The organism is Xenorhabdus stockiae, from assembly GCF_002632825.1.
GTDB classification, from domain to species: domain Bacteria; phylum Pseudomonadota; class Gammaproteobacteria; order Enterobacterales; family Enterobacteriaceae; genus Xenorhabdus; species Xenorhabdus stockiae.
The window spans coordinates 43962-67016 of the sequence record NZ_NJAJ01000019.1; the positions used below are offsets into that span (position 1 = coordinate 43962).

Here is a 23055-nt window from a genome sequence, read left to right on the forward strand (position 1 = left end):
GAGGAGTGTTGTCTTGAATAGCAATCTGCAATACGAAGAATTACAACAACAATGGTCATCAGTTGATAGTTATCTAAAGAAGAGCCTGTTACATCCTGTATCTCATCTCGAACAAACCCTTGAATATAACGCCAGTCAGGGATTACCTGCCATTGATGTTTCCGCCCTGCAAGGGCAGTTTTTGATGATGATGGTTCAGATCAGCGGAGCAAAACGCATTCTCGAAATCGGCACGTTAGGTGGCTATAGTGCTCAATATATGGCCAAAGCATTACCCGATGATGGTTTACTCATCACGCTGGAAAAAAATCCCAAAATGGTACAGATTGCACGGCGTAATATCGAATTAGCTCAACTCACTCATAAGATTGAAGTTATCGAGGGAGATGCCAATGAGACTTTACCAACGTTGAGTGAAAGAGCACCTTTCGATCTGATTTTTATTGATGCTGATAAACGGAGTAGCCAGATTTATCTCGATTGGGCAATTAAACTGGGTCGTCCGGGCAGTATTATCATCATGGATAATGTCGTTCGTGGCGGTGCAGTTATCCATGAGCAGCGTGATGAGTTCGCTGAAGGTATTCATCAGACACTGGATAAGATACTTAATCGTCCGGAAATCACCGTAACTGCTTTGCAGACGGTGGGGGAAAAAGGCTGGGATGGATTTGCATTGTTACGGATAAATGATGACGTGAATTAATTCGGGCAGGGTAATCCCCTTGTTACATTCCCTTTGGTAGATCCCTGCTGGTGGCACCGTCAGGCGTATTTCAGCCAGAGATCTACCGAGAATTTTACCTGTCGTCTTTCAGGCTGTCTTAAAGAAGCAACCTGAAATCCATTGGTCGCTGGCACTTCTTCAACTCCGGATTTTATGGATTTTTTCCTCTTTATTTGGTCCATTAATTACTTTGGCTTCCCTTGCTGACTGGCATGCCTTACGTTCATTTGATTCACGATCTTTAATCACTCTCGCCGTTTCATCTACAGTAGGAAGTGAAAACCCCATATCATCATAGGCTCCGAAACCGGTCAGATGGTAACTACTGAATGGGGCATCCACAGGAATACGGAATTCCTTTTTTTCTCCCGGTGCCAGTGAATCAAATGAATACACAATGAGTGATTGCGGGTCGCAGGTTGTATTAAGGGGTAAAATTGCCAGATATCCACCAGCCACAGGCTCATCTCCCTGATTTTGCATTGTTCCCCCGACGAAGAATTGTCCTTTTGCTCCCAATCCCATGTGGAATAACAGGTGAGCTTCCCCTTGTGCCCACAGTACCGGGCTGAAAAAGCCACTTATCATTAATATCAATAACATTCTGTATGAGTAACTTCCCCGTTTCATTGTCTCTCCTCCTTTACTGAATGATTGTATTCTGGCTCAGTGAATTGCCTATATTACTGATTGGATGGTGGTGTCAGAGAGACACACTTTGCTGTTTTTTTTACATCTTCTGAGTCTGCGTCCTGAGGTTCATTGAGCAGTTTTTTGAACTGTTCAGGATCCAGCAGGGCGATATAACTGGTTAAATAATGGTTGCATCTCAGACTGTCAGTGATATTGAGGCCATCCGGTGCTTTAAGGATCGTTGATTTTGTCAGGGATTCATACTCCAGTATGAATGGAATATCAGGAGGCAGATGAGGCACCAGATCATTTTCATATCTGAATGTTTCATAGTTTGCAAAATGGTTATCGATATAGTTAATAAATTCATGGTTACCGGCTTTTGGGCTGGCAAACAGGATCGCTTTGTGTTTATCGCCAAGCAAGGGAATATCTCTCATAAGATAGGTCGCAATGACTGCGCCAAGGCTATGACCCAATATAGTGTATGCAGTATTGATACCGATGAATTGAGCAACCGCATTGGGAAATCTGAGGTGGCTGTAACTATCTTTCGATTCAGGCTCAACAATAGTCAGTTTCAGTGAATTATAAACACTATAAAATCCCATACTGACTTTTTGTTGGGGAGTATCAGCCCACGGTGAGGTGAAGACTGGTACGATATCATGTAATGCTTCAAACAGATTGGAGCTGTCGGTACCCCTGATAACAATGACATACTCTGCCGGCGTTTTTTTATTCTTAGCAATATATCCATAACAAACATGGTTAGGCAGCATAATTAAAAATTGCTGATTATTTTTGGGGTTTACGGAAAAAGAGAGGTCATTACCACTAATATAAGCTACTAAATCCCAGCCATCTTCTGCTAAACGCGGGTCTGCGGGGGGAGTCGGATTATTGTAATACTGACTGTTCATCTCTGCTGCATACAGTATCAATGATGCCTGTTGAGCTTCTTTGGTTAACATATTGTTATACATTATTATTAACTCCTCTTGATACCGCTCGTTTTTCCGGTGACCTTTTAGCTGTGTCGTTCCTTTTCATTCGCCGAGGCGCAACTGGAAATTCAGCGGGTATATTATTATTGGCTGTGTGTATCTGTCATTTTTGTTGTACTGCAATATCAAATTTTATCAGCATAAAAAATACAGAAAGGATAATTTAAGCGTATATCATCCTGACAGGATTTCTGAGAATTTGAGTCATTGATATAACATTTTAGTTAAGAGTCTGTATTAGAAAGTACTTACTATTGTTCAATATCGAATTAATTAATTACTTTTAGTTATATGTAGTTTTGATTTGTTCTTTTTAATCTATTGTCTAACGGCGTTATTCTTCACGGATCTATAAGTCTTACTTTCAAATATTACTGAATATTAAGAGGCTAATATGTCTGCACCACGTTCGGTTCTGGAGTTGATCGGGAATACACCGTTGCTGGAACTGACCCATCTGGATACCGGCCCATGCCAACTCTTTATTAAGCTAGAGAACCAGAATCCGGGCGGTTCTATTAAAGACAGAGTTGCACTCTCAATGATTGAACAGGCAGAAAAACAGGGGTTACTGAAACCCGGTGGCACTATCATTGAAGCAACGGCTGGTAATACCGGTATTGGGTTAGCACTGGTTGCTGCCATGAAAGGTTATAAGCTGATACTGGTTGTACCGGATAAGATGAGCAGGGAAAAAATATATCACCTGAGAGCATTGGGAACGGATGTCCGTCTGACCCGTTCTGATGTGGGTAAGGGGCATCCGGAATATTATCAGGATTATGCGTTGCGTCTGTCGAAGGAAATCAGTGGCGCGTATTACATTGATCAGTTTAATAATGCATCTAATTCACTGGCTCATATGACAACGACCGGCCCTGAAATATGGCAGCAGATGGAACACGATGTAGATGCTGTTGTTGTTGGTGTGGGATCAGGCGGAACGCTTGGCGGTTTAAGCCAGTATTTCCGGGAAGTTTCTCCCGATACCCGATTTATTCTTGCTGATCCTAAAGGCTCTATTCTTGCTGATTATGTTGAATATGGCCATTACGATGAGGCGGGAAGCTGGTTCGTTGAAGGGATTGGCGAGGATTTTATCCCACCGCTGGGGGATTTCTCTAATATTAGTCATGCTTACCGGATCGCCGATGCCGAAGCATTTTCTTGTGCAAGGGAGCTGCTTTTACAGGAAGGTGTTCTTGTTGGTTCATCTTCAGGCACGTTATTGTCTGCGGCATTACGCTATTGCCGGGCACAGAAAACACCAAAGCGTGTGGTAACTCTGGCTTGTGATAGTGGCAATAAATATTTATCCAAAATGTTTAATGACTACTGGCTACTGGAACAAGGGCTGCGTTCACAGCAGAAAGAAAATGATTTAAGTGATTACGTGACATATCGCTACCGGGATGGCGCGACAGTTTTTGTTTCTCCACAGGATACCCTACAGATTGCTCATGGGCGAATGCGGTTGTATGACATTTCGCAACTCCCTGTACTCGATAATGACCAGATTGTCGGCATTATTGATGAGTGGGACTTGATGAATGCCATTCAGGCTGATTCTCATAATTTCTCTTTATCAGTCAGTCAGGCCATGACCAGCCAGGTTAAGACTCTCCATAAAAATGCACCATTGGAGCAACTGGTTGCAACCTTTGATGCGGGTCATGTGGCGCTGATTGTTGATGATAATAAAAACTTTATTGGCCTTGTTACCCGTACTGATGTGCTGAACGCATGGCGTCAACAACTCAATTAACCTATTTCAGGAATAACTTAATGACTAAATTTGATACTAAAAGCGTTCACGCCGGCTATGTCCCTGATCATACAGGGGCTGTAATGCCTGCAATCTATGCCACATCCACTTATGCGCAACCTGCACCGGGTCAGCATACGGGATACGAGTATTCCCGTAGTGGTAACCCCACGCGGGATGCTCTGGAGCGGGCGATTGCTGAACTGGAAAATGGCAGCCGGGGTTATGCATTTGGCTCGGGTTTAGCAGCCAGTTCGACGATTCTGGAATTACTTGATAAAGACAGCCACATCGTTGCTGTGGATGATCTGTATGGCGGTACTTACCGGTTACTGGAAAAAGTGCGTCGCCGGACTGCCGGATTGCGTGTCACCTATGTCGAAGCGGGAGATACTGCGGCACTGGAAGCGGCTATCCAACCTGATACAAAAATGATTTGGGTGGAAACGCCAACCAACCCATTGCTTAAACTGGCAGATTTGGCCGCAATTGCTCAGGTAGCACAACACCATAAAATTATCAGTGTTGCAGATAATACGTTTGCTTCTCCTTATATCCAGCGCCCACTGGATTTAGGGTTTGATATTGTTGTTCATTCCGCAACTAAATATCTGAATGGTCATTCCGATGTTGTTGCTGGCCTTGCGGTAGTGGGAAACAATGCTGAATTGGCTGAGCAGCTTGCTTTCCTGCAAAATTCAATTGGTGGGATCCTTGACCCTTTCAGTAGTTTCCTTGTCTTGCGTGGTATACGGACACTATCACTGCGTATGGAAAGACATATCAGCAATGCAGAAAAAATTGCCCACTGGCTGGAACAGCAGCCACAAATAGAAAAAGTCTTTTACCCTGGTCTTGATTCTCATCCTCAGCATGAGCTGGCGAAGCGTCAGATGAAAGGTGCTGGTGGCATGATTTCTATTGTGCTGAAAGGGGATGATGATACTACTCATCGGATGATAAAAGCACTGAAACTATTCACACTGGCTGAAAGTCTGGGTGGCGTGGAAAGTCTGGTTGGTCAGCCATTTACCATGACTCATGCATCTATTCCGTTGGAAAAACGTTTAGCGGCAGGCATTACACCACAATTAATCCGTCTTTCAGTGGGTATTGAGAATGTCGATGATTTGATTGCCGATTTATCGCAGGCTCTTAGCGCAGCAAATCTGTAAAGCTGAAATATACACGTCGTCTTTCAAGTTGCCTCTTTGTTGGTTGTGCTCGCTCACCCCAGTCACCGTTTTTATAAACATACGGTTATCTATGTGACTGGGGGTTTTCTCCCTTGCAGCCGGGACGCATCTTGAAATTCATTGTGTATAATATGCCAGCCCAATTTTCGGGTTGGCATTTTTTTATGTTTTTATTTCTATACAGACTCAGTTTTGCCCGCCACTTCTATAGCATGGCCTACTCGTAGTACTGTTGCATCATCCATTGCCCGGCCAATCACTTGTATACCGATAGGCAGGCCTTGTTTATCCTTCGCTACAGGCAGTGTTAAGGCCGGTAGCCCCGTGATATTGGCAGGAGTGCATAGGCGAAGATAGGCATTTATGATGGTTTCCTGAGAATTGTCAGACCAAGTAAACGATTCCTGCCCGACGAGCGCTGCTGTCTCAGGGACTGTAGGCGTGAGTAAGATATCGATATCATTAAATAATGTATTCCACTGCTGGCATATTATCCGTCTGGCCCGTTGTGCTTTCAGATAATCTCCGGCAGGTAACAACTGGCCTGCTTCAAGGAAAGTCCGCACATCATCCCCATACAGTGATGCAGACTTACGTAAAGTACGAGAATGTATTGAAGCCGCCTCAGCCACTGTGATGCCCCACTGGGTTGGCATCAGGTAATCTGCCAGAGGTATGTTGAAGGTCGTGACTTCAGCTCCCTGCTGTTTAAGGCGTTCTGCGGTCTGTTTTACAGCTGCTTTCACTGATTCAGCAACCTGATCAAAATAATAGTTTTGTGGAATGCCAACCCGTAATCCTTTAATTTCCTGTTTAGAGAAATCCGCATAATTTGTATTCGGTGCCTGACGGCTTGCCGGGTCACGTTCATCAAAGCCCATTAATGCCTGTAATATTAATCCGGCATCTTCAACTGTTCGGGTCATCGGCCCGGCATGATCCAGTGACCATGCTAGTGGCGTAACACCATAACAGGAAACTAATCCATAGGTCGGTTTAAAGCCGACAATTCCGCACAGTGCGGCCGGTATTCTGATAGAACCGCCGGTATCTGTTCCCATTGCTGCCAATACTCCGCCGTAGGCTACCGCAGCAGCAGAACCACCACTGGAGCCGCCAACGATACGACGAGTATCAAGAGGATTACGTGTTTGTGGCGTAGTTACACCAAATGCAAATTCGTGAGTATGGGTTTTCCCCAGTAAGATGGCACCTGCACGATGTAAAGCATCCGTTACTGCACTGTTGGATTGGGCAATATGTCCTGCTCGGACTTTAGAGCTGGCTGTGGTCGGTTTACCGGCGACATCGAACAGGTCTTTCAATGCCAGAGGGATCCCATGTAACGGCCCGCGATATTTTCTCTGACTGATTTCACGTTCTGCCTGTTTGGCCTGTTCCCGTGCCTCTTCCGCCCAGACAGATACAAAAGCATTAATCTCTGGCTCTGCTATTTTTATATTGGCAAGGGCGGCATCAACCAGCTCTACCGGAGATAATGTCTGTGCAGCAATCGCTTGACTGGCTTGAGAAATAGTCAGGTTTTTCAGGTCAATCATATTTTTCTTTCTCCTCCGGCATTGAAAGCCAGCGCCGGAAGATCAGCATCATCCATCGGCAGCTCATCTAATCGGGCGATTGCCGTACGGATATGATGCAGTGCTCCTGCAATATATTGCGCTCGCTCTGCATCCAGTATCAGGCCGACACTGGCTGCCAGTAATTGTGTTTCTTCCGCAGATAAAGGATCAGGTACTGTTATATTCATATTATTTCCTTAACGGTATTGAGATATTTTTATTCAATATTGTCAGTAGAATAGCCAGTAAAACCAGAGCTATGATGACTGCTCCGTAGACATTGACCGCAACCAGCAAACCAGACTGATGGGCGAAATAACCAATCGCAATTGTAGGAACACTGTTGGCAAGGTAACTTTCAATATAAAAAGCGCCCATCAGACCGCCTCTTTCATGAGGTTCAGCCAGTGGTAATACGGTTCTTATCGCACCAAGAAAGGTTGCTCCAAAGCCGAATCCAGTGATAACTGAGCCTATCAGCAATAGCATGACATATTCCCGATTTGCAGCCAGTAGGATCAGTAATAACCCTGTTGCTAAAGCGAGTTCACCTGATAACAGGGTCATAAAAGAGGTTAGTTTACGGGCGGCGATGATTGCAATCGCACCACTGAGCGTTAATGCTGCGACTGAAAGGCCTCCCATCCACGGTGATGTTGTGTGAGTTGTTGCAACAATCAGTGATGGCATGAGAGATAAGTAGAATCCACCGATCATCCATACAGCAAAATTAGCCGGAGTAATTGCCCGTAACGCATTGCGGGCCTGTACGGGCACCATAATGCGGGGGCGTAGGCTTTCCCATGCTCCCGAACGACGTTGTACAGTTTCAGGAGCCAGCTGAGTAAGAATGAATACCACCAAAAACACAATCAGTAATAAAACATATATGGTGTGGAGTGGGCCGGGAGCAAATACCAGCAATGTGGTACTGCCTAATGCACCGGCAGCCATACCCAGCATCGGTGCAATACTGTTAATCAGCGCCCCACGTTCTCTGTTCATATCTAACAGAGCAGCCCCTACAGAAGCAGTCGCCAAGCCGGTTGCAAGCCCTTGTATAATGCGTGCACCTACCAGCCATGCGGGATCAGAGGCCAGTAAAAAAGTACTCATGGATATGATTTGTAACAATAAGGCTAAACTGATCACCGGTCGTCGCCCGATATGATCTGATAAGCGCCCTGCTATCAATAAAGCCAGCAGCAAAGCTAGTGCATAGGCGGCAAAAATTACCGCCAGTAGCGTTGAGCTGAACCCCCATTCATGCTGGTAAATACGATAGAGTGGCGTAGGTGCACTGGATGCCGCTAAGAAGGCCATTAACGTGATGGCGTGAAGTACAGTCGCGGCTTGGTAAGACATCCGATTGTTATGAGATTGTGGGCAAGAATCAGGTGTGTTATTTGACATAACAACTCCATAAAAGCAAAATGTTAGCTTTAATGATGCTACAAGAATTATTCCACTAACGCAATTTTTTTGCTTTAGTGGATTTGTGTGAATAGTGACAGAAGTAGGAGCAGAGAAAGAAATGACTCACAGAGCAGCACCGCGTCCCGGTGGTCGTAGTGCCCGCGTGCAGGCGGCTGTCCATCAGGCTGTGCGGGAATTACAACAAGAACTTTCCCGTACTGAATTGACTGTGCCCGCGATTGCTGCCCGTGCAGGTGTGACACCATCAACTATTTATCGCCGCTGGGGGGATTTGTCACAATTACTGGCAGATGTTGCAGTTGAAGAGCTACGGCCGGATCACTCTCCTGTTGAAACAGGTTCATTTCGAACAGATCTTCTGACATGGCTTGAGCAATACTTTGAAGAGATGGCATCTGAACCCGGTCGGGCAATGTTAAGAGATGTACTGGGTACGCCGGGCCATGAATATGCCGGTAAGTGTGATGGATGTATACGCCAGCAAATAGAGGCAATCTGTCAGCGAGCACAGGAAAAAGGCGAAAAGCCCATGTCTGTTGATTTGATTATTTCGGGTGTTGTTGCACCGTTAATGTATCGCATCCTGTTTGCAAATGATCCCCCTACAAGTGAACAGATACACACATTTTTCGAACAGCTGGAAGCAAGGTAAAGCGAGTTATATTATTCTTAACGTTCCGTGAACAAAGGAGAATGGTTATGGCTGTTTTAGATATACTCACAATTCCTGATGAAAGACTGAAACAGAAATGTGTTGATGTCGCTCATGTTGAAGATATCCAAACGTTGGTCGATGATATGTTGGAAACAATGTATGACACGGATAATGGCATTGGGCTGGCCGCACCTCAGGTAGGAAGAAGAGAATCTGTATTAGTTATTGATATTTCACCAGAGCGGAATCAGCCTCTGGTTTTAATCAATCCTAAAATCGTTGAAAAAGAACGTAGGGTCGTGAATCAGGAAGGTTGCTTATCAATTCCCGGTTATTATGCTGATGTAGAACGATTTGAAAAAGTGAAAGTAGAAGCGCTGGATCGAAACGGTCAGGCTATCACAGTGGAAAGTGAAGATTTTCTTTCTATCGTGATGCAGCATGAAATTGACCATTTGCACGGTATTATTTTCATCGATTATTTATCGCCATTAAAAAGACAAATGGCACTAAAAAAAGTGAAAAAATATTTGAACAGTAGAGTAAATTAGCGAGAAATGGTAAGTATATAGTTTAATATGCTCCAGTCACTATGGCTATGGTGACTGGAATAAGCGGGGGAGCAGAAAATAGTGAAATTTACGTGGTAACACTAATCAGAACCTATGAAAAAGTGACGAGCTAATAATGGCGCGGTAAGGCTTTTCTTTAAATAAAAACCACGGGGAAGTGTCATAATCGGTTGTCCATATTCACCAATAGCTTCTGTTAATGCCCGGCTGTTTGCTGCTTTTGGGCGCAATTGCAAGACTTCACCATGACGGGCTGTAATACTCTCAACTTTGCCTAACACAATGAGATCCATCAATTCTTCCCAATCACATCTTAATAACTCTTCTTCAATCGGATTTGGACTCCAGAGGAGCGGAGAACCAACACGACGTTCAGCAAGCGGGATCTCTCTTTCTCCTTCAACAGGCACCCATAAAACACGAGACAGCTTACGCCTGACATGGCAGTTTTCCCATGTGATGCCGCTGTTGCCAGTTAAAGGAGCAACGCAGACAAAAGTGGTTTCCAGCGGCGTGCCTTTTCTGTCCACCGGAATTGTTTTCAGTTCAACACCAATATGCTCAAAATCTTGTTCTGGCTTACTTCCCGCACTCGCGCCCAGATAATATTCAAGCAACATGCCCACCCAACCTTTGTCCCGTTTCAGATTAGGCGGTATGGGAATGCTGGCTTGGGTAGCCAGTTCTCCTAACGTTAAGCCGGCCAGAGACTGGGCTCGCTTAAAGAGTTGTTGTTCGTTTTCTGGTGGTGCTGGTGGTGTGAATTGCATGGTTATAAGATATATTTAGCCTTGTTTAAAAAATGAACACAATAATTGTGTAATTTCATTATGAGTTTATTAGTATACGGATTAACCAGATAATGACATGATATACAAGATATTTTAATTCGTGTTCTTCGTATTAAAAATAAACTCATTATGATTGTTCACCTATTCACCGTGATAATAAACAGGATCTTACACCATGTTATCCACAGAACTATGGGATAAGTGATGAAAATTGCGATCACTGGTTTGATTTACAGCCTTATCTAAGGTGGTTTTCTACAAAAACCGCATGTATTTGTTTAACTAAAAGGCATATCCTGTGGATAAATTCACCATTGGTTGATATTTGCGCAGTGTAAGAAAAATAGAAAACTGTGATGTTCCGCACAGGTTGAGGTAATGCACGTTATAAACATTAACATAATGAAAAATAATAGGTATTTATTTAATCTTATCAGACGATTGAAAGGGGTAAAGAAAATTATACCTGCATTACCCCTGACTTTTTCACATACATATCCACAGAAAAAGTGAATAAAATTATCATTGTCAGACTATAATTGTTTATAACTTTCGCTTTTTCTGTGAATTATCCTTCCGGAGGTGTAAACCATGCAGATTTAAAGTCAAACCATCCAAAAGTATTCATTTTCACCCCTCTCATGCTTCTTTGCCCCTGTAATTCAAGCCAATGATGGAATAATGGGTGTAACCTATGCTCATCAACGATTTTTTCACACCACTCTTCAACATTCAGCTTATCCTGTCGCCATAAAGAAACCTCGATGTTTAAATCGCTGTTCAGACATTTTTTCAGCAAGGGTATTTCGTAAAGAGTTGCAAACAGTGAAAACTCCAGTGGCTTATAAAAATTGGCTGTAGCTAACCAGACATCGCTTTCGGCATCGCCATTGAACCATGTTTCGTAATCCACAATATTGATAGTCAGCTCAACACCATACTTTGCCAGAATAACTTGCAGGATTTTACTGATAGTATGGTACTCATGATGCTGTTGATAAAAAGTAACTGTCAGGTTGGTAATATCTTCCGGTTTTTGGCGTTGCGGGAGGAGTTTGCTGTGATGCCAGCGTAGCAATAGCCCATAAGCTGGTGACCAATGGCGCTGATAGAAAGGATCACAGTGTGCTAATAAATTAATCGGGGTGAGTAAACTACATAGCCAATCACGCACCTCCTGCCTTGCACATTTTGCCGAGCGTTGATCACTTAACAGGAAATAACAGCCTTCTTCCATTCGGCTATCCAATGAATTGTTATTGTTGCCATCATTTCCCAGATGCAGAGTTGTACAAACCAGTTTTTCTGTCAATTCAGGATGAATCGAGATATTAACTTCATCAAGTAGTGCTCTGAAACCAAAATAGTGATCAAATGCTTTAATTTTTAATTTATGGCTATTATTGGTAACGACCTGATAAGGACCGGTTCCGACTGGGCGTTGAGCAAAGTTGGGCAGGCTTTTCCATTCTTCTGGCAGGATCATGGCATGAGGGCTGCCCATCAGAAAGTCAAACCGAGTGTCAGGCTGATGAAGAAAGATATCTACCGTATAGGGAATAGTAGAGGTGATTTTTGCAATGTGGGAAAAAAGCGGAAAGCATTTTAAATGCTCCAGTGAGCTGATGATATCTTTTGCCTGTAATTCTCTGCCGTGGTGGAAATAGATGGCTGGCCGCAGATAAAAACGCCAATGATGTTCTGTCATTTGCTGCCAGTGATGAGCCAGATCACCTTCAACTTCCTCTTTTTCCTCATTTATACGGGTTAATCCGTTGAAAATTTGCCGTATCAGGTGAATTTCTGAACGCCTGAGTGCTGTGCCGGGTAATAAATTTGGAAATGGGCGATAGTAAATAATGCGTAGTGTGCTTTTGCCCTGCCTGAAATTGCGCTCCAGTTGCGATAGTACCATTTGGCGCACGGTATTTTTGTCACCGACTAAATGAACCAGTTCCTCAATGTCTTCCTGTTCGAATAGTTTTTCTGCCCGCTGTTGCTGGAGTTGTAGTCCACTGCGCAGAAAGTGGAGCCGGGAACGTTTTCCTCTGCCGGCTTCAGCGTGCCAGCGTAACCAGCCAGACTGCTGCATATTATTTAATAGAGAACGGACATGGCGACGTGAACAGTGCAGGATATCAGCGAGTATCTGGAGTGTGGTTTCAGCATTTTCGCCCTGATAATGCTGCCATAACTGGATGAACTGTTGTTGCAGGCGAGGGTTCGGCATAAAAGAGGAACTCCACTGATTTTTCCATCAATTTTTATTTCCTTATATTAAGCCGATAATAAGTCAGATTTAAAGTCATTTATAAGTGGAACGTTATCACTTACTGACTCCCGATTTTTTGAGTAATGGTATTTTTACCAGCCAGTAAGGCGACTTACTGGCCTATTTTCTTTTATACCAGATTAGTTTTGTTTGATGATATTTTGAGCAATAATATCACCCATTTCATCAGTGCTGATTGCCTTTCCGTTACCCGCTAAATCAGCGGTTCTATAACCCTGTTCCAGTGCAGTATTGACTGCTGTTTCAATGGCATCTGCAATATCATCACGTTTAATGCTGTAACGAAGCAAGAGAGCGGTGGATAGGATCTGGGCGATTGGATTGGCTATATTTTTTCCTGCGATATCCGGAGCAGAGCCCCCGGCAGGTTCATATAAACCAAATCCTTTCTCATTCAGGCTGGCAGAAGGCAACATGCCCATTGAACCGGTGATCATGGCACATTCATCAGACAGAATATCACCAAAGATATTGGAGCAAAGCAGTACATCAAACTGAGAAGGTGCTTTGATGAGCTGCATTGTGGCGTTGTCGATATACATGTGATTGATTTCAACGTCAGGATATTCTTTCGCAATTTCACTGACAATTTCACGCCACAGAACAGAACTTTGCAAAACATTGGCTTTATCAATCGAAGTCACTTTATGGCGACGTTTGCGGGCCGATTCGAAAGCAATACGGGCAATTCTTTCTATTTCAAACCGATGGTAGACTTCCGTGTCGAAAGCGCGTTCGTATCTTCCTTCACCTTCCCGTCCTTTGGGCTGACCAAAATAGATCCCGCCCGTCAGTTCACGCACACATAAAATATCGAAACCTTTTTCCGCAATATCATGACGCAGCGGGCAAAAAGACGCCAGACTGGCATATAAGTGTGCCGGACGTAGGTTACTGAATAGCTTGAAGTGCTTGCGCAGTGGTAATAATGCCCCGCGTTCTGGCTGGTTGGCCGGGGGTAAATGCTCCCATTTAGGGCCACCGACAGAGCCAAACAGAATCGCATCCGCTTTTTCACAACCAGCAACAGTGGCTTCGGGTAAAGGACAACCATGCCGATCAATGGCAATCCCTCCAACATCGTATTCACTGGTTGTGATGCGAATAGAAAAACGACGGCGAATAGCATCCAGTACTTTATAGGCTTGCTTCATGACTTCCGGGCCAATACCGTCACCGGGCAACACCGCAATATGGTAAGCAGGTTCCTGTTGTTTTGTAATAGAGTGGGTAGACATTGTTATTTAGTTTCCTTTGTTGTGCTTTTGGAAATATTGTCTTGTATGCGTTGTTTTTCTTTTTTGACCTGTTCTGCCTGCCAGATATTGTTCAGCGCGTGGATCATCGCTTTAGCAGACGATTCAATCACATCTGTCGCTAACCCCACGCCATGAAAACGGCGACCAAAGCACTCTACGATAATATTGACCTGACCAAGTGCGTCCTTCCCATGTCCTTTGCCGGATAATTGATAGGAAAGTAATTTTATCGGATAGCCCGTAATCCGGTTCATAGCATGATAGATAGCATCGACAGTCCCGTTTCCGGTTGCTGCTTCAGATTTAATTTCATCACCGCAAGCCAGACGCACTGTTGCTGTTGATACTATGCTGGTTCCGGACTGAATACTGAAATAATCCAGACGATAGTGCTCATCTTCCTGCTGTTGCTGGTTAATGAACACCAGCGCTTCCAGATCGTAATCAAAGACCTGACCTTTTTTATCAGCCAGTTTCAGGAAGGCTTCATACAGGGCATCCAGATCATAATCTTTCTCCTGATAGCCCATTTCAGTCATACGATGTTTTACGGCAGAGCGGCCAGAGCGGGAAGTCAGATTCAGTTGGGTATCTTTCAGGCCGATGGAATCCGGTGTCATAATTTCGTAGGTTTCACGATTTTTCAGAACACCATCCTGATGAATGCCGGATGAATGGGCGAAAGCATTGCTGCCCACAACCGCTTTATGGGCCGGGATCGGAGTATTACAAATTTGACTGACTAACTGGCTGGTACGATAAATTTCTTTATGGTTAATATTGGTATGAACCCCCAACATGTGCTGGCGGGTTTTTATCGCCATAATCACTTCTTCCAGTGAACAGTTTCCGGCACGTTCACCCAGTCCGTTAATGGTTCCTTCAACTTGTCTGGCGCCTGCCTGAACGGCAGTGATGGAGTTAGCGACTGACATCCCCAAATCGTCATGGCAATGAACAGAAATAATTGCCTTATCAATATTAGGTACGCGATTAAATAAGGTTTTAATAATACCGCCAAATTGGTAGGGCGTTGTATAACCGACGGTATCAGGAATATTGATGGTCGTTGCGCCTGCTTTTATGGCCTGCTCGACGATGCGGCACAAGTTATCGATATCTGAGCGTCCTGCATCTTCACAGGAGAATTCCACATCATCGGTATACCTGCGCGCCCGTTTGATGGAACGAACCGCCATTTCGACGATATCATCAAACCCTTTTTTTAATTTATGTTCAACATGCAGGTTGGAAGTCGCCAACACCATATGCAGGCGAAAAGCTTCTGCAACACTCAGAGCTTCCGACGAAACATCAATATCATTATCAACACAACGGGACAGGGCACAGATACGGCTGTTTTTGATCTCGCGGGCGATAGTCTGGACTGATTCAAAATCGCCGGGGGAAGAAACGGGGAAACCCGCTTCGATAATATCAACGCCCAGCCTTTCCAGTGCATAAGCGATTTGCAGTTTTTCTTTGACACTCAGGCTGGCCTGTAACGCCTGTTCACCATCTCGCAATGTGGTATCGAAAATAATAACTTGCTGGCTCATAGTTGTGCTCCTGTCAGTTGTCATGTTTTAGTTTTTTTAGGGCGCCGAGCAGGTATAAAAAAACCCGCGTTAGCGCGGGTTTTTATCTCTGGTAAAGATTAACTCTGAATTCAATCTACCAGCATACCGCGCACATTAAAGGCGTTTAGTAGTAGGCTTAGTAGACGAATATTGTGAATCATGTAAGTCAACCTTTGAAAATCTGTTAATTGAGTATTACCGTTTCGATATAATTATTGATACGTCATCTGAAAAACATTGTCAAGCAGTACAAATTTAGGCCGGGAATGAATAATGTGCATTAATAGGATTTTTTTTGACCTTTTCGTAGCCAGAGTGACTATTTTTTACATTTTTAACGATGTTTTTATCTATTTTTCATATCTATATATGAAGTAAAATCCGGCCCTAATGGATAATAAATATAATGCTTATAATGTTACAAAGATGTTTATTAACGGGACAGGGATAGAATGAATACTCACTATGGTGTTCTTGGCTTACTAATCAATAACTATATTAAATATAAATATATTAACGAAAAATATTTATTCATCATATGAATAAATTTTCTTCTGTGCGCTGGAAAATAACCAGCCATAGTTAACATAACAATTTAATCCTGCTGGAAAATTTATATAAACAAATTCATAAGGATTATTCTAATTCAGAGTTATGGGTTAATAATTTATTTTTGATTATTTTTAATAATATATAATTGTTTTTATACAAGGAAGAATCTCAATTAAATTGTCATTGATTGAGATAAATGATCTTATTATTTGAAGTAGCTCTTTAAAATGTTGAAACTTACATGGTAAGGCAGTCTATATTCATTTATTAATAATAAGATCGCCGCAATAAATATAGTGGAGTGAAATTAAATAATGGCTGGATGCAACCTGGTAAACACAGGAAAAAAAGAACCATGTGAAGTTCAATTGCGTAGTGTAGATCTCAATTTGCTGACGGTTTTTGATGCTGTTATGCAAATGCAGAATATTACACGTGCAGCTCAGGCATTAGGTATGTCACAACCGGCGGTCAGTAACGCAGTAGCTCGCTTAAAAACGATGTTTGATGATGAATTATTTGTGCGGCATGGGCGTGGTATTCAGCCAACGGCGAGGGCAAAACAACTTTTCGGGCCACTTAGGCAAGCACTTCAGATTGTACATAATGAGTTACCCGGAGCAGGGTTTGATCCCGATAATAGTGTAAGAACATTTAATCTTTCTATCTGTAGTCCACTTGATATCCGTTTAGCTGCTCAAATTGTTGGTGAAATAAAAAGGCATTCTCCCAATATCGATGTCGTGATTAAAACACAAATAAACGACAATATTGAGAAGAAATTAAAATATCAAGAAATCGAATTTGTTATCAGTTATACCCAATTTGAACACCCTGATTTTCAGCATTTCCCATTATTTGATGACGAGCTGGTTCTGGCTGTTTCTCAAAGTCATCCCAGAATTGGTGAATGTATCAGTCAGCAGCAATTGCAGGATGAGCGTCATGCAATTGTAGCATTAGATAATTCAGATTCCTTCAGCAAACCTTACTATGAAAACAGTGAATTAATAGATTCTGTCTCTTATCAGGGAACTGATTTAAATAGTGTTCTTAACATCGTATCTCAGACTTATCTGGTTGCCATCGCGCCTAAATGGATGGTTGAGCACTATTCCGGGCAGTTAAATATCCGTACTGTATCATTGCCTAATAACAGTGTTTCCCGCCCGTGTTATTTGATATGGCATGCTTCAATGAACAGAGATAAAGGACATCAGTGGATGAAATCATTACTGAGTTGTCTTGGCGACCGGTAATAAAACGCGGTATTCATCTGTCGTTATCTTTTATCCAATCTATTTCGAATCGCATTACAGTAGCAGGCCTCCCTCTTTTTAGGGAGGCCTGTCTTATTAAAAATACGCTTCCCCCTTTCATCAGGAATGGGTAGACTGCGCGAAAATAGCTAACACATGTAAGCTGAAAATTAGGCAGTTTTCTTGCTGAATGTGATGAACCAAAGATTTAGAACAGGAATATATTGTGGTAACAAATTCTCTCCACTCCTATCACTTGATCACGCGATTACAACAGCAAGTCAGCAAATACCCTGAAAAAATTGCATTTCGCCAATGGTCAGCATCAGAACAGCTTGAAATGAGCTGGCAGGATGTTGATAGTAAAACGAAATCCATTGCAAGATCCCTGCTGTCACTTGAGGTGGGCATTCAGGAGAAAATCGGTATTTTTGCCGATAACTCAATGGCATGGTCATTATCGGATCTGGCCATTTTGCAGTTACGGGCCGTCACAGTACCGCTTTATGCGACAAGTAGCCGAGATCAGGCTGCATTTATTCTCAATGATGCAGGAGTACGGATATTATTTGTGGGAGGGCAGGAGCAGTACGATATAGCGTTGACATTGTTAGCCCTTTGCCCGCAGCTTAATCATCTGATTGTTCTGGATGAATCTGTCGATTTGAACGAATGTCCACAAGCATTGTATTTATCGGCATTTATTGCTGATGACAGGCCACAGTATCAGGCTGAACTTGATAGCCGCATTGCCGGATTGGATTTGCATGATCTTTTTACGCTGATTTATACCTCCGGTACAACAGGAGAGCCAAAAGGTGTCATGCTGGATTACCAGAATATCGCCGCCCAGCTTTATCTGCATGATCAGCGGTTGACGCTGACTGAACAGGATGTATCTCTCAGTTTTCTGCCGTTATCCCATATTTTTGAGCGTGCATGGAGTTATTACGTCATGCATACAGGCGCCTTAAATGTCTATCTGACCGACACCAATTTTGTTCGGGAGGCGATGGTTGATGTGCGTCCGACCGTGATGTGCTCTGTTCCTCGTCTGTATGAAAAAATACATAGTGCAATTCTTGAGAAAGTGTCCCGCGCTCCATTCTGGCGCAGAATGATTTTCCAGTGGGCGATCAAACGGGGTGAACGCCGTTGGTCACGTCAATTAAACGGTAAAAAGGGCTGTCCGTTTTCTTTATGCGGCGAAAAACTGGCTGATCGTTTGGTACTGAACAAACTTCGCCAGCTATTAGGTGGGCGGATCCGTTTTCTGCCGGTAGCCGGAGCACGCCTTGAAGACTCCATTATGCGCTTCTTCCTGTCAGTTGGGCTCAATATCAAATACGGTTATGGGATGACGGAAACCTGCGCCACGGTTTCCTGCTGGGAAGAGAAAAATTATCTGTTGGGTTCAATAGGTACGCCATTGCCCGGAGTGGATATTCGTATCAGCACAGCGGGTGAAATTCAGGTACGTGGCCCAATCGTAATGAAAGGGTATTACAATCGACCGGAAGACACGGTTCATGCTTTTACTGAAGATGGCTGGCTGCGAACAGGGGATGCCGGAGGGCTGGATGAAACCGGGAATTTGTTCATTACAGAACGCCTGAAAGATTTAATGAAAACGTCAACGGGAAAATATATTGCTCCGCAATTAATTGAAGGAACACTGGGGCAGGATCGTTTTATTGAGCATATTGCTGTGATTGCCGATACCCGCCAGTTTGTTTCAGCGTTGATTGTTCCCAGCTATGAAGCGCTGGAGGATTACGCAAAATCGATAAATCTTCATTACCAGAGTCGTTTGGAATTACTGCGTAATCATCAGATTATCGGATTATTTGAACAACGCCTGAAAGAATTGCAGAAAAATATCGCCAAATTCCATCAGGTAAAACGCTTTACGCTGTTGCCTGAAGCCTTTTCGATGGAAAAAGGCGAACTGACTCCGACACTGAAATTACGGCGTAAGGTGATTTCTCAACGTTATCAGAGTGAAATTGAATCCATGTATCGGGATTGAATCAGCTCTGGATAATAACGCTCCTGCTTTGGTTTAACTGAGAATAACGAAATCATTTCATTAAAAAAATGTTTTCAATATGTGAATTGTTGTTTGATAACCTTGAGATCTGACGTTATGTTAATGGCTTAGTGTATTAATGAAATGCGTGTCATTACGAATGCTAATCTAATAAACACTGCGAATAAATAGAATGGGATAAATAAGGTCACTCTCATGATGACCTTATGAAGTCCTGACATTAACTTGCAAACAGAGCCTGGAGGCAAACTCAATGGAGATGTTGTCAGGAGCCGAAATGGTCGTCAGATCGTTAATCGATCAGGGCGTTGAGCATGTATTCGGTTATCCGGGAGGGGCCGTCCTGGATATTTATGATGCCTTACATACGATTGGCGGAATAGAACATATTCTGGTCCGTCATGAACAGGGCGCTGTTCATATGGCGGATGGTTATACGCGTTCAACGGGGCAAACGGGGGTTGTTCTGGTCACTTCAGGGCCGGGAGCAACCAACGCCATAACCGGAATTGCAACGGCGTATATGGATTCGATCCCAATGGTGGTGTTGTCTGGTCAGGTGGCCAGCTCTTTGATCGGTAACGATGCTTTTCAGGAATGTGATATGGTGGGGATCTCCCGTCCTATCGTCAAACATAGCTTTCTGGTGAAGAAAGCGGAAGATATTCCAAATATAATCAAAAAAGCCTTTTATTTAGCTGCAAGTGGCCGTCCGGGACCTGTTGTTATTGATTTCCCTAAAGATACCGTTAATCCAGCGCTGAAATTTCCCTATATTTATCCAGAAAAAATCAATATGCGCTCCTACAATCCAACGATTCAAGGGCATAAGGGACAGATTAAGCGAGCACTGAAAGCGTTACAGGAAGCGAAAAAACCGGTGCTTTATGTAGGAGGCGGTGCGATTAATTCGGACTGTTCAGAAGAATTGCTGAAACTAGCGGAATCCCTTCGTCTTCCTGTGACAAGTTCATTGATGGGGCTTGGTGCTTTTCCTGCTACTCATCAGCAGAGTCTGGGTATGCTGGGGATGCATGGCACGTTTGAAGCCAATAAAGCGATGCACAATGCCGACATTATTCTTGCCGTAGGGGTGCGTTTTGATGATCGCACGACCAATAATTTAGCAAAATATTGCCCGCAAGCGACGGTATTACATATTGATATTGATCCAACATCCATTTCTAAAACGGTGACGGCGGATATTCCGATTGTTGGCGATGCGAAACAGGTACTCGGTCAGATGGTGGAGCTGTTGGACACAACGGAAAGCCCTCAGGATCCCGATGCAATCAAAGACTGGTGGCTATCTGTTGAACAGTGGCGTAATCGCAAATGCCTTGATTATGATCGCGTCAGCCCGAAAATAAAACCACAGGCAGTTATTGAAGCACTTTATCGTTTGACCAAAGGAGATGCGTATATTGCATCCGATGTTGGTCAGCATCAGATGTTTGCTGCACTGCATTATCCATTTGATAAGCCAAGGCGTTGGATTAATTCCGGTGGTCTGGGAACGATGGGCTTTGGTCTGCCTGCGGCTCTGGGCGTTAAGCTGGCAAACCCGGAAGCAACGGTTATATGTGTGACCGGCGATGGCAGTATTCAGATGAATATTCAGGAGCTGTCCACCGCATTACAGTATGGTTTACCGGTTCTGGTGCTTAACTTAAATAACCGTTTTTTGGGCATGGTGAAACAGATACAGGATATCATTTACGCGGGGCGCCATTCTCAGTCCTACATGGAATCACTGCCCGATTTTGTCAGGCTGGCAGAAGCTTACGGGCACATTGGTGTTTCCATCCAGAGTTATGATGAGCTGGAAAGCAAATTGGCTCAGGCTTTGCGTGAAGTGACAGAAAACCAGCGTCTGGTTTTTGTTGATGTTACCGTTGATGAAACAGAACACGTTTATCCAATGCAGATCCGTGGAGGAGCAATGGATGAGATGTGGTTAAGCAAAACAGAGAGGACCTGATCATGCGCCGGATTTTGTCTGTATTACTTGAAAACGAATCGGGAGCATTGTCTCGCGTAGTGGGTCTGTTTTCCCAACGGGGTTATAATATTGAAAGTCTGACAGTGGCACCAACGGAAGACCCGACTCTGTCACGCATGACCATCCAGACTAAAGGTGATGCGAAGGTATTGGAGCAGATAGAAAAACAGCTGCATAAGTTAGTGGATGTTCTGCGGGTTAATGAGTTAACGGCTGGTGCTCACGTTGAGCGTGAAATCATGCTGGTAAAATTGCAGGCCAGTGGATACGGGCGCGAAGAAATTAAACGCAGCACCGATATTTTTCGTGGGCAGATCGTTGATGTGACTTCGTCACTGTACACTGTTCAGTTGGTGGGCACGAGCGAAAAGCTGGATGCCTTTCTTGATGCGGTACGGGAAGTTGCAGAAATCGTGGAAGTGGCGCGATCAGGCATTGTAGGTGTTGCGCGCGGAGAAAAAATTATGCGATGAAAATTCGCAATCTGCGGGTTAATATACAGATATTTACTGGGCCCTACTGTAACGTGGGGCTTTTTCTATCATATTACTGAGGGGTTAATGTGAAACTGGATGAGATCGCCCGCTTAGCAGGTGTTTCACGTACTACGGCCAGTTATGTTATCAATGGTAAAGCTAAACAGTATCGGGTCAGCGATAAAACAGTAGAAAAAGTAATGGCGGTAGTCAGAGAACATAACTACCACCCTAATGCTGTTGCTGCCGGTCTACGGGCAGGACGTACCCGCTCCATTGGTTTAGTGATACCGGATTTGGAAAATACGAGCTATACCCGTATTGCTAACTACCTTGAACGTCAGGCACGGCAGCGCGGATATCAGTTATTGATAGCCTGCTCTGAAGACCAGCCAGATAACGAAATGCGTTGTGTTGAGCATCTTTTGCAACGGCAAGTTGATGCAATTATTGTTTCCACTGCTCTGCCTCCTGAGCATCCATTCTATCAGCGCTGGGCGAATCGCTCCCTGCCTATTATCGCGCTGGATCGTGCATTGGACAGCGAGCATTTCGTCAGTGTTGTCGGGGACGATCTTGAAGATGCGAAAATGCTGGCACAGGAATTACGCCAGTTTCCTTCAGAATCCGTGCTTTATTTGGGCGCACTGCCTGAATTATCCGTCAGTTTCTTACGTGAACAAGGGTTCCGCGAAGCATGGGAAAATGATCCGCGACAGGTGAATTATCTCTATGCGAACAGCTATGAACGTGAAGCAGCGGCTGACGTTTTTGCTTCATGGCTGGAAAATAATCCTTTGCCTCAGGTACTTTACACGACTTCATTTGCCTTGCTTCAGGGAGTAATGGATACCATTCTGAAACGCAGCGGACGGTTGCCAGAACAGCTAGTCATTGCAACATTTGGTGATCATGAGTTGCTTGATTTTCTTGAGTGCCCGGTATTATCGGTAGCACAGCGCCATCGTGATGTTGCTGAACAGGCTTTGTCACTGGTATTAGCTAGCCTTGATGAAAAACAGAGGCCGGAACCGGGAATAACCCGTATGCGTCGTCACTTATGCCGTCGGGGAAGTTTGAGTCGTAAAGACTGATTGGTGTGCCCTCATTTTAGGTGAGGGTGCAATCTGTTGTTCCAAAAATCATTCAAATAGATTCGTTGATTTAATTTTGAGACTATTCCGACTAAAATTTTTCTGAACGAAAATCTATGAGTGAAAA

19 protein-coding genes are annotated in these 23055 nt (G+C 43.8%); 10 read left to right on the forward strand and 9 right to left on the reverse strand.

Annotated features, from left to right (window positions below; translation table 11 throughout):
- Positions 1-13 precede the first annotated feature (13 nt).
- Positions 14-706 (forward strand): O-methyltransferase, encoded by a 693-nt coding sequence (locus Xsto_RS11300; protein ID WP_244590378.1) that lies wholly within the window; start codon positions 14-16, stop codon positions 704-706.
- A gap of 159 nt (positions 707-865) precedes the next feature.
- Here the strand turns inward: Xsto_RS11300 and Xsto_RS11305 are convergent, their stop codons facing one another.
- Complete coding sequence (locus Xsto_RS11305) at positions 866-1357, reverse strand: membrane-associated Zn-dependent protease 1 (protein WP_099125113.1); 492 nt, start codon at positions 1355-1357, stop codon at positions 866-868.
- Between the two features lie 53 nt (positions 1358-1410).
- Positions 1411-2346 carry a lipase family protein gene (locus tag Xsto_RS11310; RefSeq protein ID WP_099125114.1) on the reverse strand — a complete coding sequence of 312 codons (936 nt, stop codon included), beginning with the start codon at positions 2344-2346 and terminating at the stop codon, positions 1411-1413.
- A 415-nt stretch (positions 2347-2761) separates the two neighbouring features.
- On the opposite strand from Xsto_RS11310, the gene Xsto_RS11315 reads away from it, so the two are divergent.
- A complete protein-coding gene (locus tag Xsto_RS11315) occupies positions 2762-4132 on the forward strand; it encodes a pyridoxal-phosphate dependent enzyme (protein ID WP_099125115.1) in 1371 nt (456 codons plus the stop codon).
- Between the two features lie 20 nt (positions 4133-4152).
- Positions 4153-5307 (forward strand): trans-sulfuration enzyme family protein, encoded by a 1155-nt coding sequence (locus tag Xsto_RS11320; RefSeq protein ID WP_099125116.1) that lies wholly within the window; start codon positions 4153-4155, stop codon positions 5305-5307.
- 197 nt (positions 5308-5504) lie between these two features.
- Here Xsto_RS11320 and Xsto_RS11325 read toward each other — a convergent pair whose 3' ends face one another.
- The 3 genes from Xsto_RS11325 to Xsto_RS11335 are packed head-to-tail and all read right to left on the reverse strand — an operon-like array spanning position 5505 to position 8321.
- Entirely contained in the window at positions 5505-6887 is a 1383-nt protein-coding gene (locus tag Xsto_RS11325; protein ID WP_099125117.1) for an amidase, read from the reverse strand.
- Positions 6884-7096: a hypothetical protein gene (locus Xsto_RS11330; protein WP_099109927.1), complete on the reverse strand. Its 213-nt coding sequence runs from the start codon at positions 7094-7096 to the stop codon at positions 6884-6886. The genes Xsto_RS11325 and Xsto_RS11330 overlap by 4 nt, the downstream gene beginning before the upstream one ends.
- A gap of 1 nt (position 7097) precedes the next feature.
- A complete protein-coding gene (locus tag Xsto_RS11335; RefSeq protein ID WP_141554504.1) occupies positions 7098-8321 on the reverse strand; it encodes an MFS transporter in 1224 nt (407 codons plus the stop codon).
- Positions 8322-8415: 94 nt separating this feature from the next.
- Between Xsto_RS11335 and Xsto_RS11340 the strand changes: the two genes are divergently transcribed.
- Both Xsto_RS11340 and def read left to right on the forward strand, forming a co-directional pair.
- A complete protein-coding gene (locus Xsto_RS11340; RefSeq protein ID WP_244590379.1) occupies positions 8416-8997 on the forward strand; it encodes a TetR/AcrR family transcriptional regulator in 582 nt (193 codons plus the stop codon).
- A gap of 47 nt (positions 8998-9044) precedes the next feature.
- Positions 9045-9551, forward strand: a complete 507-nt coding sequence (def, locus tag Xsto_RS11345; RefSeq protein WP_099125119.1) for a peptide deformylase — start codon at positions 9045-9047, stop codon at positions 9549-9551.
- Between the two features lie 101 nt (positions 9552-9652).
- Here def and mutH read toward each other — a convergent pair whose 3' ends face one another.
- From mutH to leuA, 4 genes are all read right to left on the reverse strand, one after another.
- Positions 9653-10342, reverse strand: a complete 690-nt coding sequence (gene mutH / locus Xsto_RS11350; RefSeq protein WP_169926631.1) for a DNA mismatch repair endonuclease MutH — start codon at positions 10340-10342, stop codon at positions 9653-9655.
- A gap of 589 nt (positions 10343-10931) precedes the next feature.
- Complete coding sequence (gene sgrR / locus Xsto_RS11355; protein WP_099125121.1) at positions 10932-12593, reverse strand: HTH-type transcriptional regulator SgrR; 1662 nt, start codon at positions 12591-12593, stop codon at positions 10932-10934.
- A 182-nt stretch (positions 12594-12775) separates the two neighbouring features.
- The gene (gene leuB, locus Xsto_RS11360; RefSeq protein ID WP_099125122.1) at positions 12776-13894 is read right to left on the reverse strand and encodes a 3-isopropylmalate dehydrogenase; all 1119 of its coding nucleotides are present in this window, start codon (positions 13892-13894) and stop codon (positions 12776-12778) included.
- Positions 13895-13896: 2 nt separating this feature from the next.
- On the reverse strand, positions 13897-15474 hold the full coding sequence (leuA, locus tag Xsto_RS11365) for a 2-isopropylmalate synthase (RefSeq protein ID WP_099125123.1): 1578 nt from the start codon (positions 15472-15474) through the stop codon (positions 13897-13899).
- Between the two features lie 887 nt (positions 15475-16361).
- Between leuA and leuO the strand changes: the two genes are divergently transcribed.
- From leuO to cra, 5 genes are all read left to right on the forward strand, one after another.
- A complete protein-coding gene (gene leuO / locus Xsto_RS11370) occupies positions 16362-17306 on the forward strand; it encodes a transcriptional regulator LeuO (RefSeq protein WP_099109920.1) in 945 nt (314 codons plus the stop codon).
- Positions 17307-17532: 226 nt separating this feature from the next.
- Positions 17533-19335, forward strand: a complete 1803-nt coding sequence (locus Xsto_RS11375; RefSeq protein ID WP_099125124.1) for an AMP-dependent synthetase/ligase — start codon at positions 17533-17535, stop codon at positions 19333-19335.
- Positions 19336-19609: 274 nt separating this feature from the next.
- Positions 19610-21337 carry an acetolactate synthase 3 large subunit gene (gene ilvI, locus Xsto_RS11380; RefSeq protein ID WP_099125125.1) on the forward strand — a complete coding sequence of 576 codons (1728 nt, stop codon included), beginning with the start codon at positions 19610-19612 and terminating at the stop codon, positions 21335-21337.
- Entirely contained in the window at positions 21337-21831 is a 495-nt protein-coding gene (ilvN, locus tag Xsto_RS11385) for an acetolactate synthase small subunit (RefSeq protein WP_086956589.1), read from the forward strand. The genes ilvI and ilvN overlap by 1 nt, the downstream gene beginning before the upstream one ends.
- Positions 21832-21920: 89 nt before the next feature.
- Positions 21921-22928, forward strand: a complete 1008-nt coding sequence (gene cra, locus Xsto_RS11390) for a catabolite repressor/activator (protein WP_099125126.1) — start codon at positions 21921-21923, stop codon at positions 22926-22928.
- The last annotated feature ends 127 nt before the right edge of the window (positions 22929-23055 follow it).

Excerpts from the sequence above, each read along its gene's own strand:
- Xsto_RS11305 (WP_099125113.1), bottom strand. The coding sequence starts at position 1,357 with ATGAAACGGGGAAGTTACTCATACAGAATGTTATTGATATTAATGATA.
- Xsto_RS11310 (WP_099125114.1), bottom strand. The coding sequence starts at position 2,346 with ATGTATAACAATATGTTAACCAAAGAAGCTCAACAGGCATCATTGATA.
- Xsto_RS11315 (WP_099125115.1), top strand. The coding sequence starts at position 2,762 with ATGTCTGCACCACGTTCGGTTCTGGAGTTGATCGGGAATACACCGTTG.
- Xsto_RS11320 (WP_099125116.1), top strand. The coding sequence starts at position 4,153 with ATGACTAAATTTGATACTAAAAGCGTTCACGCCGGCTATGTCCCTGAT.
- Xsto_RS11325 (WP_099125117.1), bottom strand. The coding sequence starts at position 6,887 with ATGATTGACCTGAAAAACCTGACTATTTCTCAAGCCAGTCAAGCGATT.
- Xsto_RS11330 (WP_099109927.1), bottom strand. The coding sequence starts at position 7,096 with ATGAATATAACAGTACCTGATCCTTTATCTGCGGAAGAAACACAATTA.
- Xsto_RS11335 (WP_141554504.1), bottom strand. The coding sequence starts at position 8,321 with ATGTCAAATAACACACCTGATTCTTGCCCACAATCTCATAACAATCGG.
- def (WP_099125119.1), top strand. The coding sequence starts at position 9,045 with ATGGCTGTTTTAGATATACTCACAATTCCTGATGAAAGACTGAAACAG.
- mutH (WP_169926631.1), bottom strand. The coding sequence starts at position 10,342 with ATGCAATTCACACCACCAGCACCACCAGAAAACGAACAACAACTCTTT.
- sgrR (WP_099125121.1), bottom strand. The coding sequence starts at position 12,593 with ATGCCGAACCCTCGCCTGCAACAACAGTTCATCCAGTTATGGCAGCAT.
- leuB (WP_099125122.1), bottom strand. The coding sequence starts at position 13,894 with ATGTCTACCCACTCTATTACAAAACAACAGGAACCTGCTTACCATATT.
- leuA (WP_099125123.1), bottom strand. The coding sequence starts at position 15,474 with ATGAGCCAGCAAGTTATTATTTTCGATACCACATTGCGAGATGGTGAA.
- leuO (WP_099109920.1), top strand. The coding sequence starts at position 16,362 with ATGGCTGGATGCAACCTGGTAAACACAGGAAAAAAAGAACCATGTGAA.
- ilvI (WP_099125125.1), top strand. The coding sequence starts at position 19,610 with ATGGAGATGTTGTCAGGAGCCGAAATGGTCGTCAGATCGTTAATCGAT.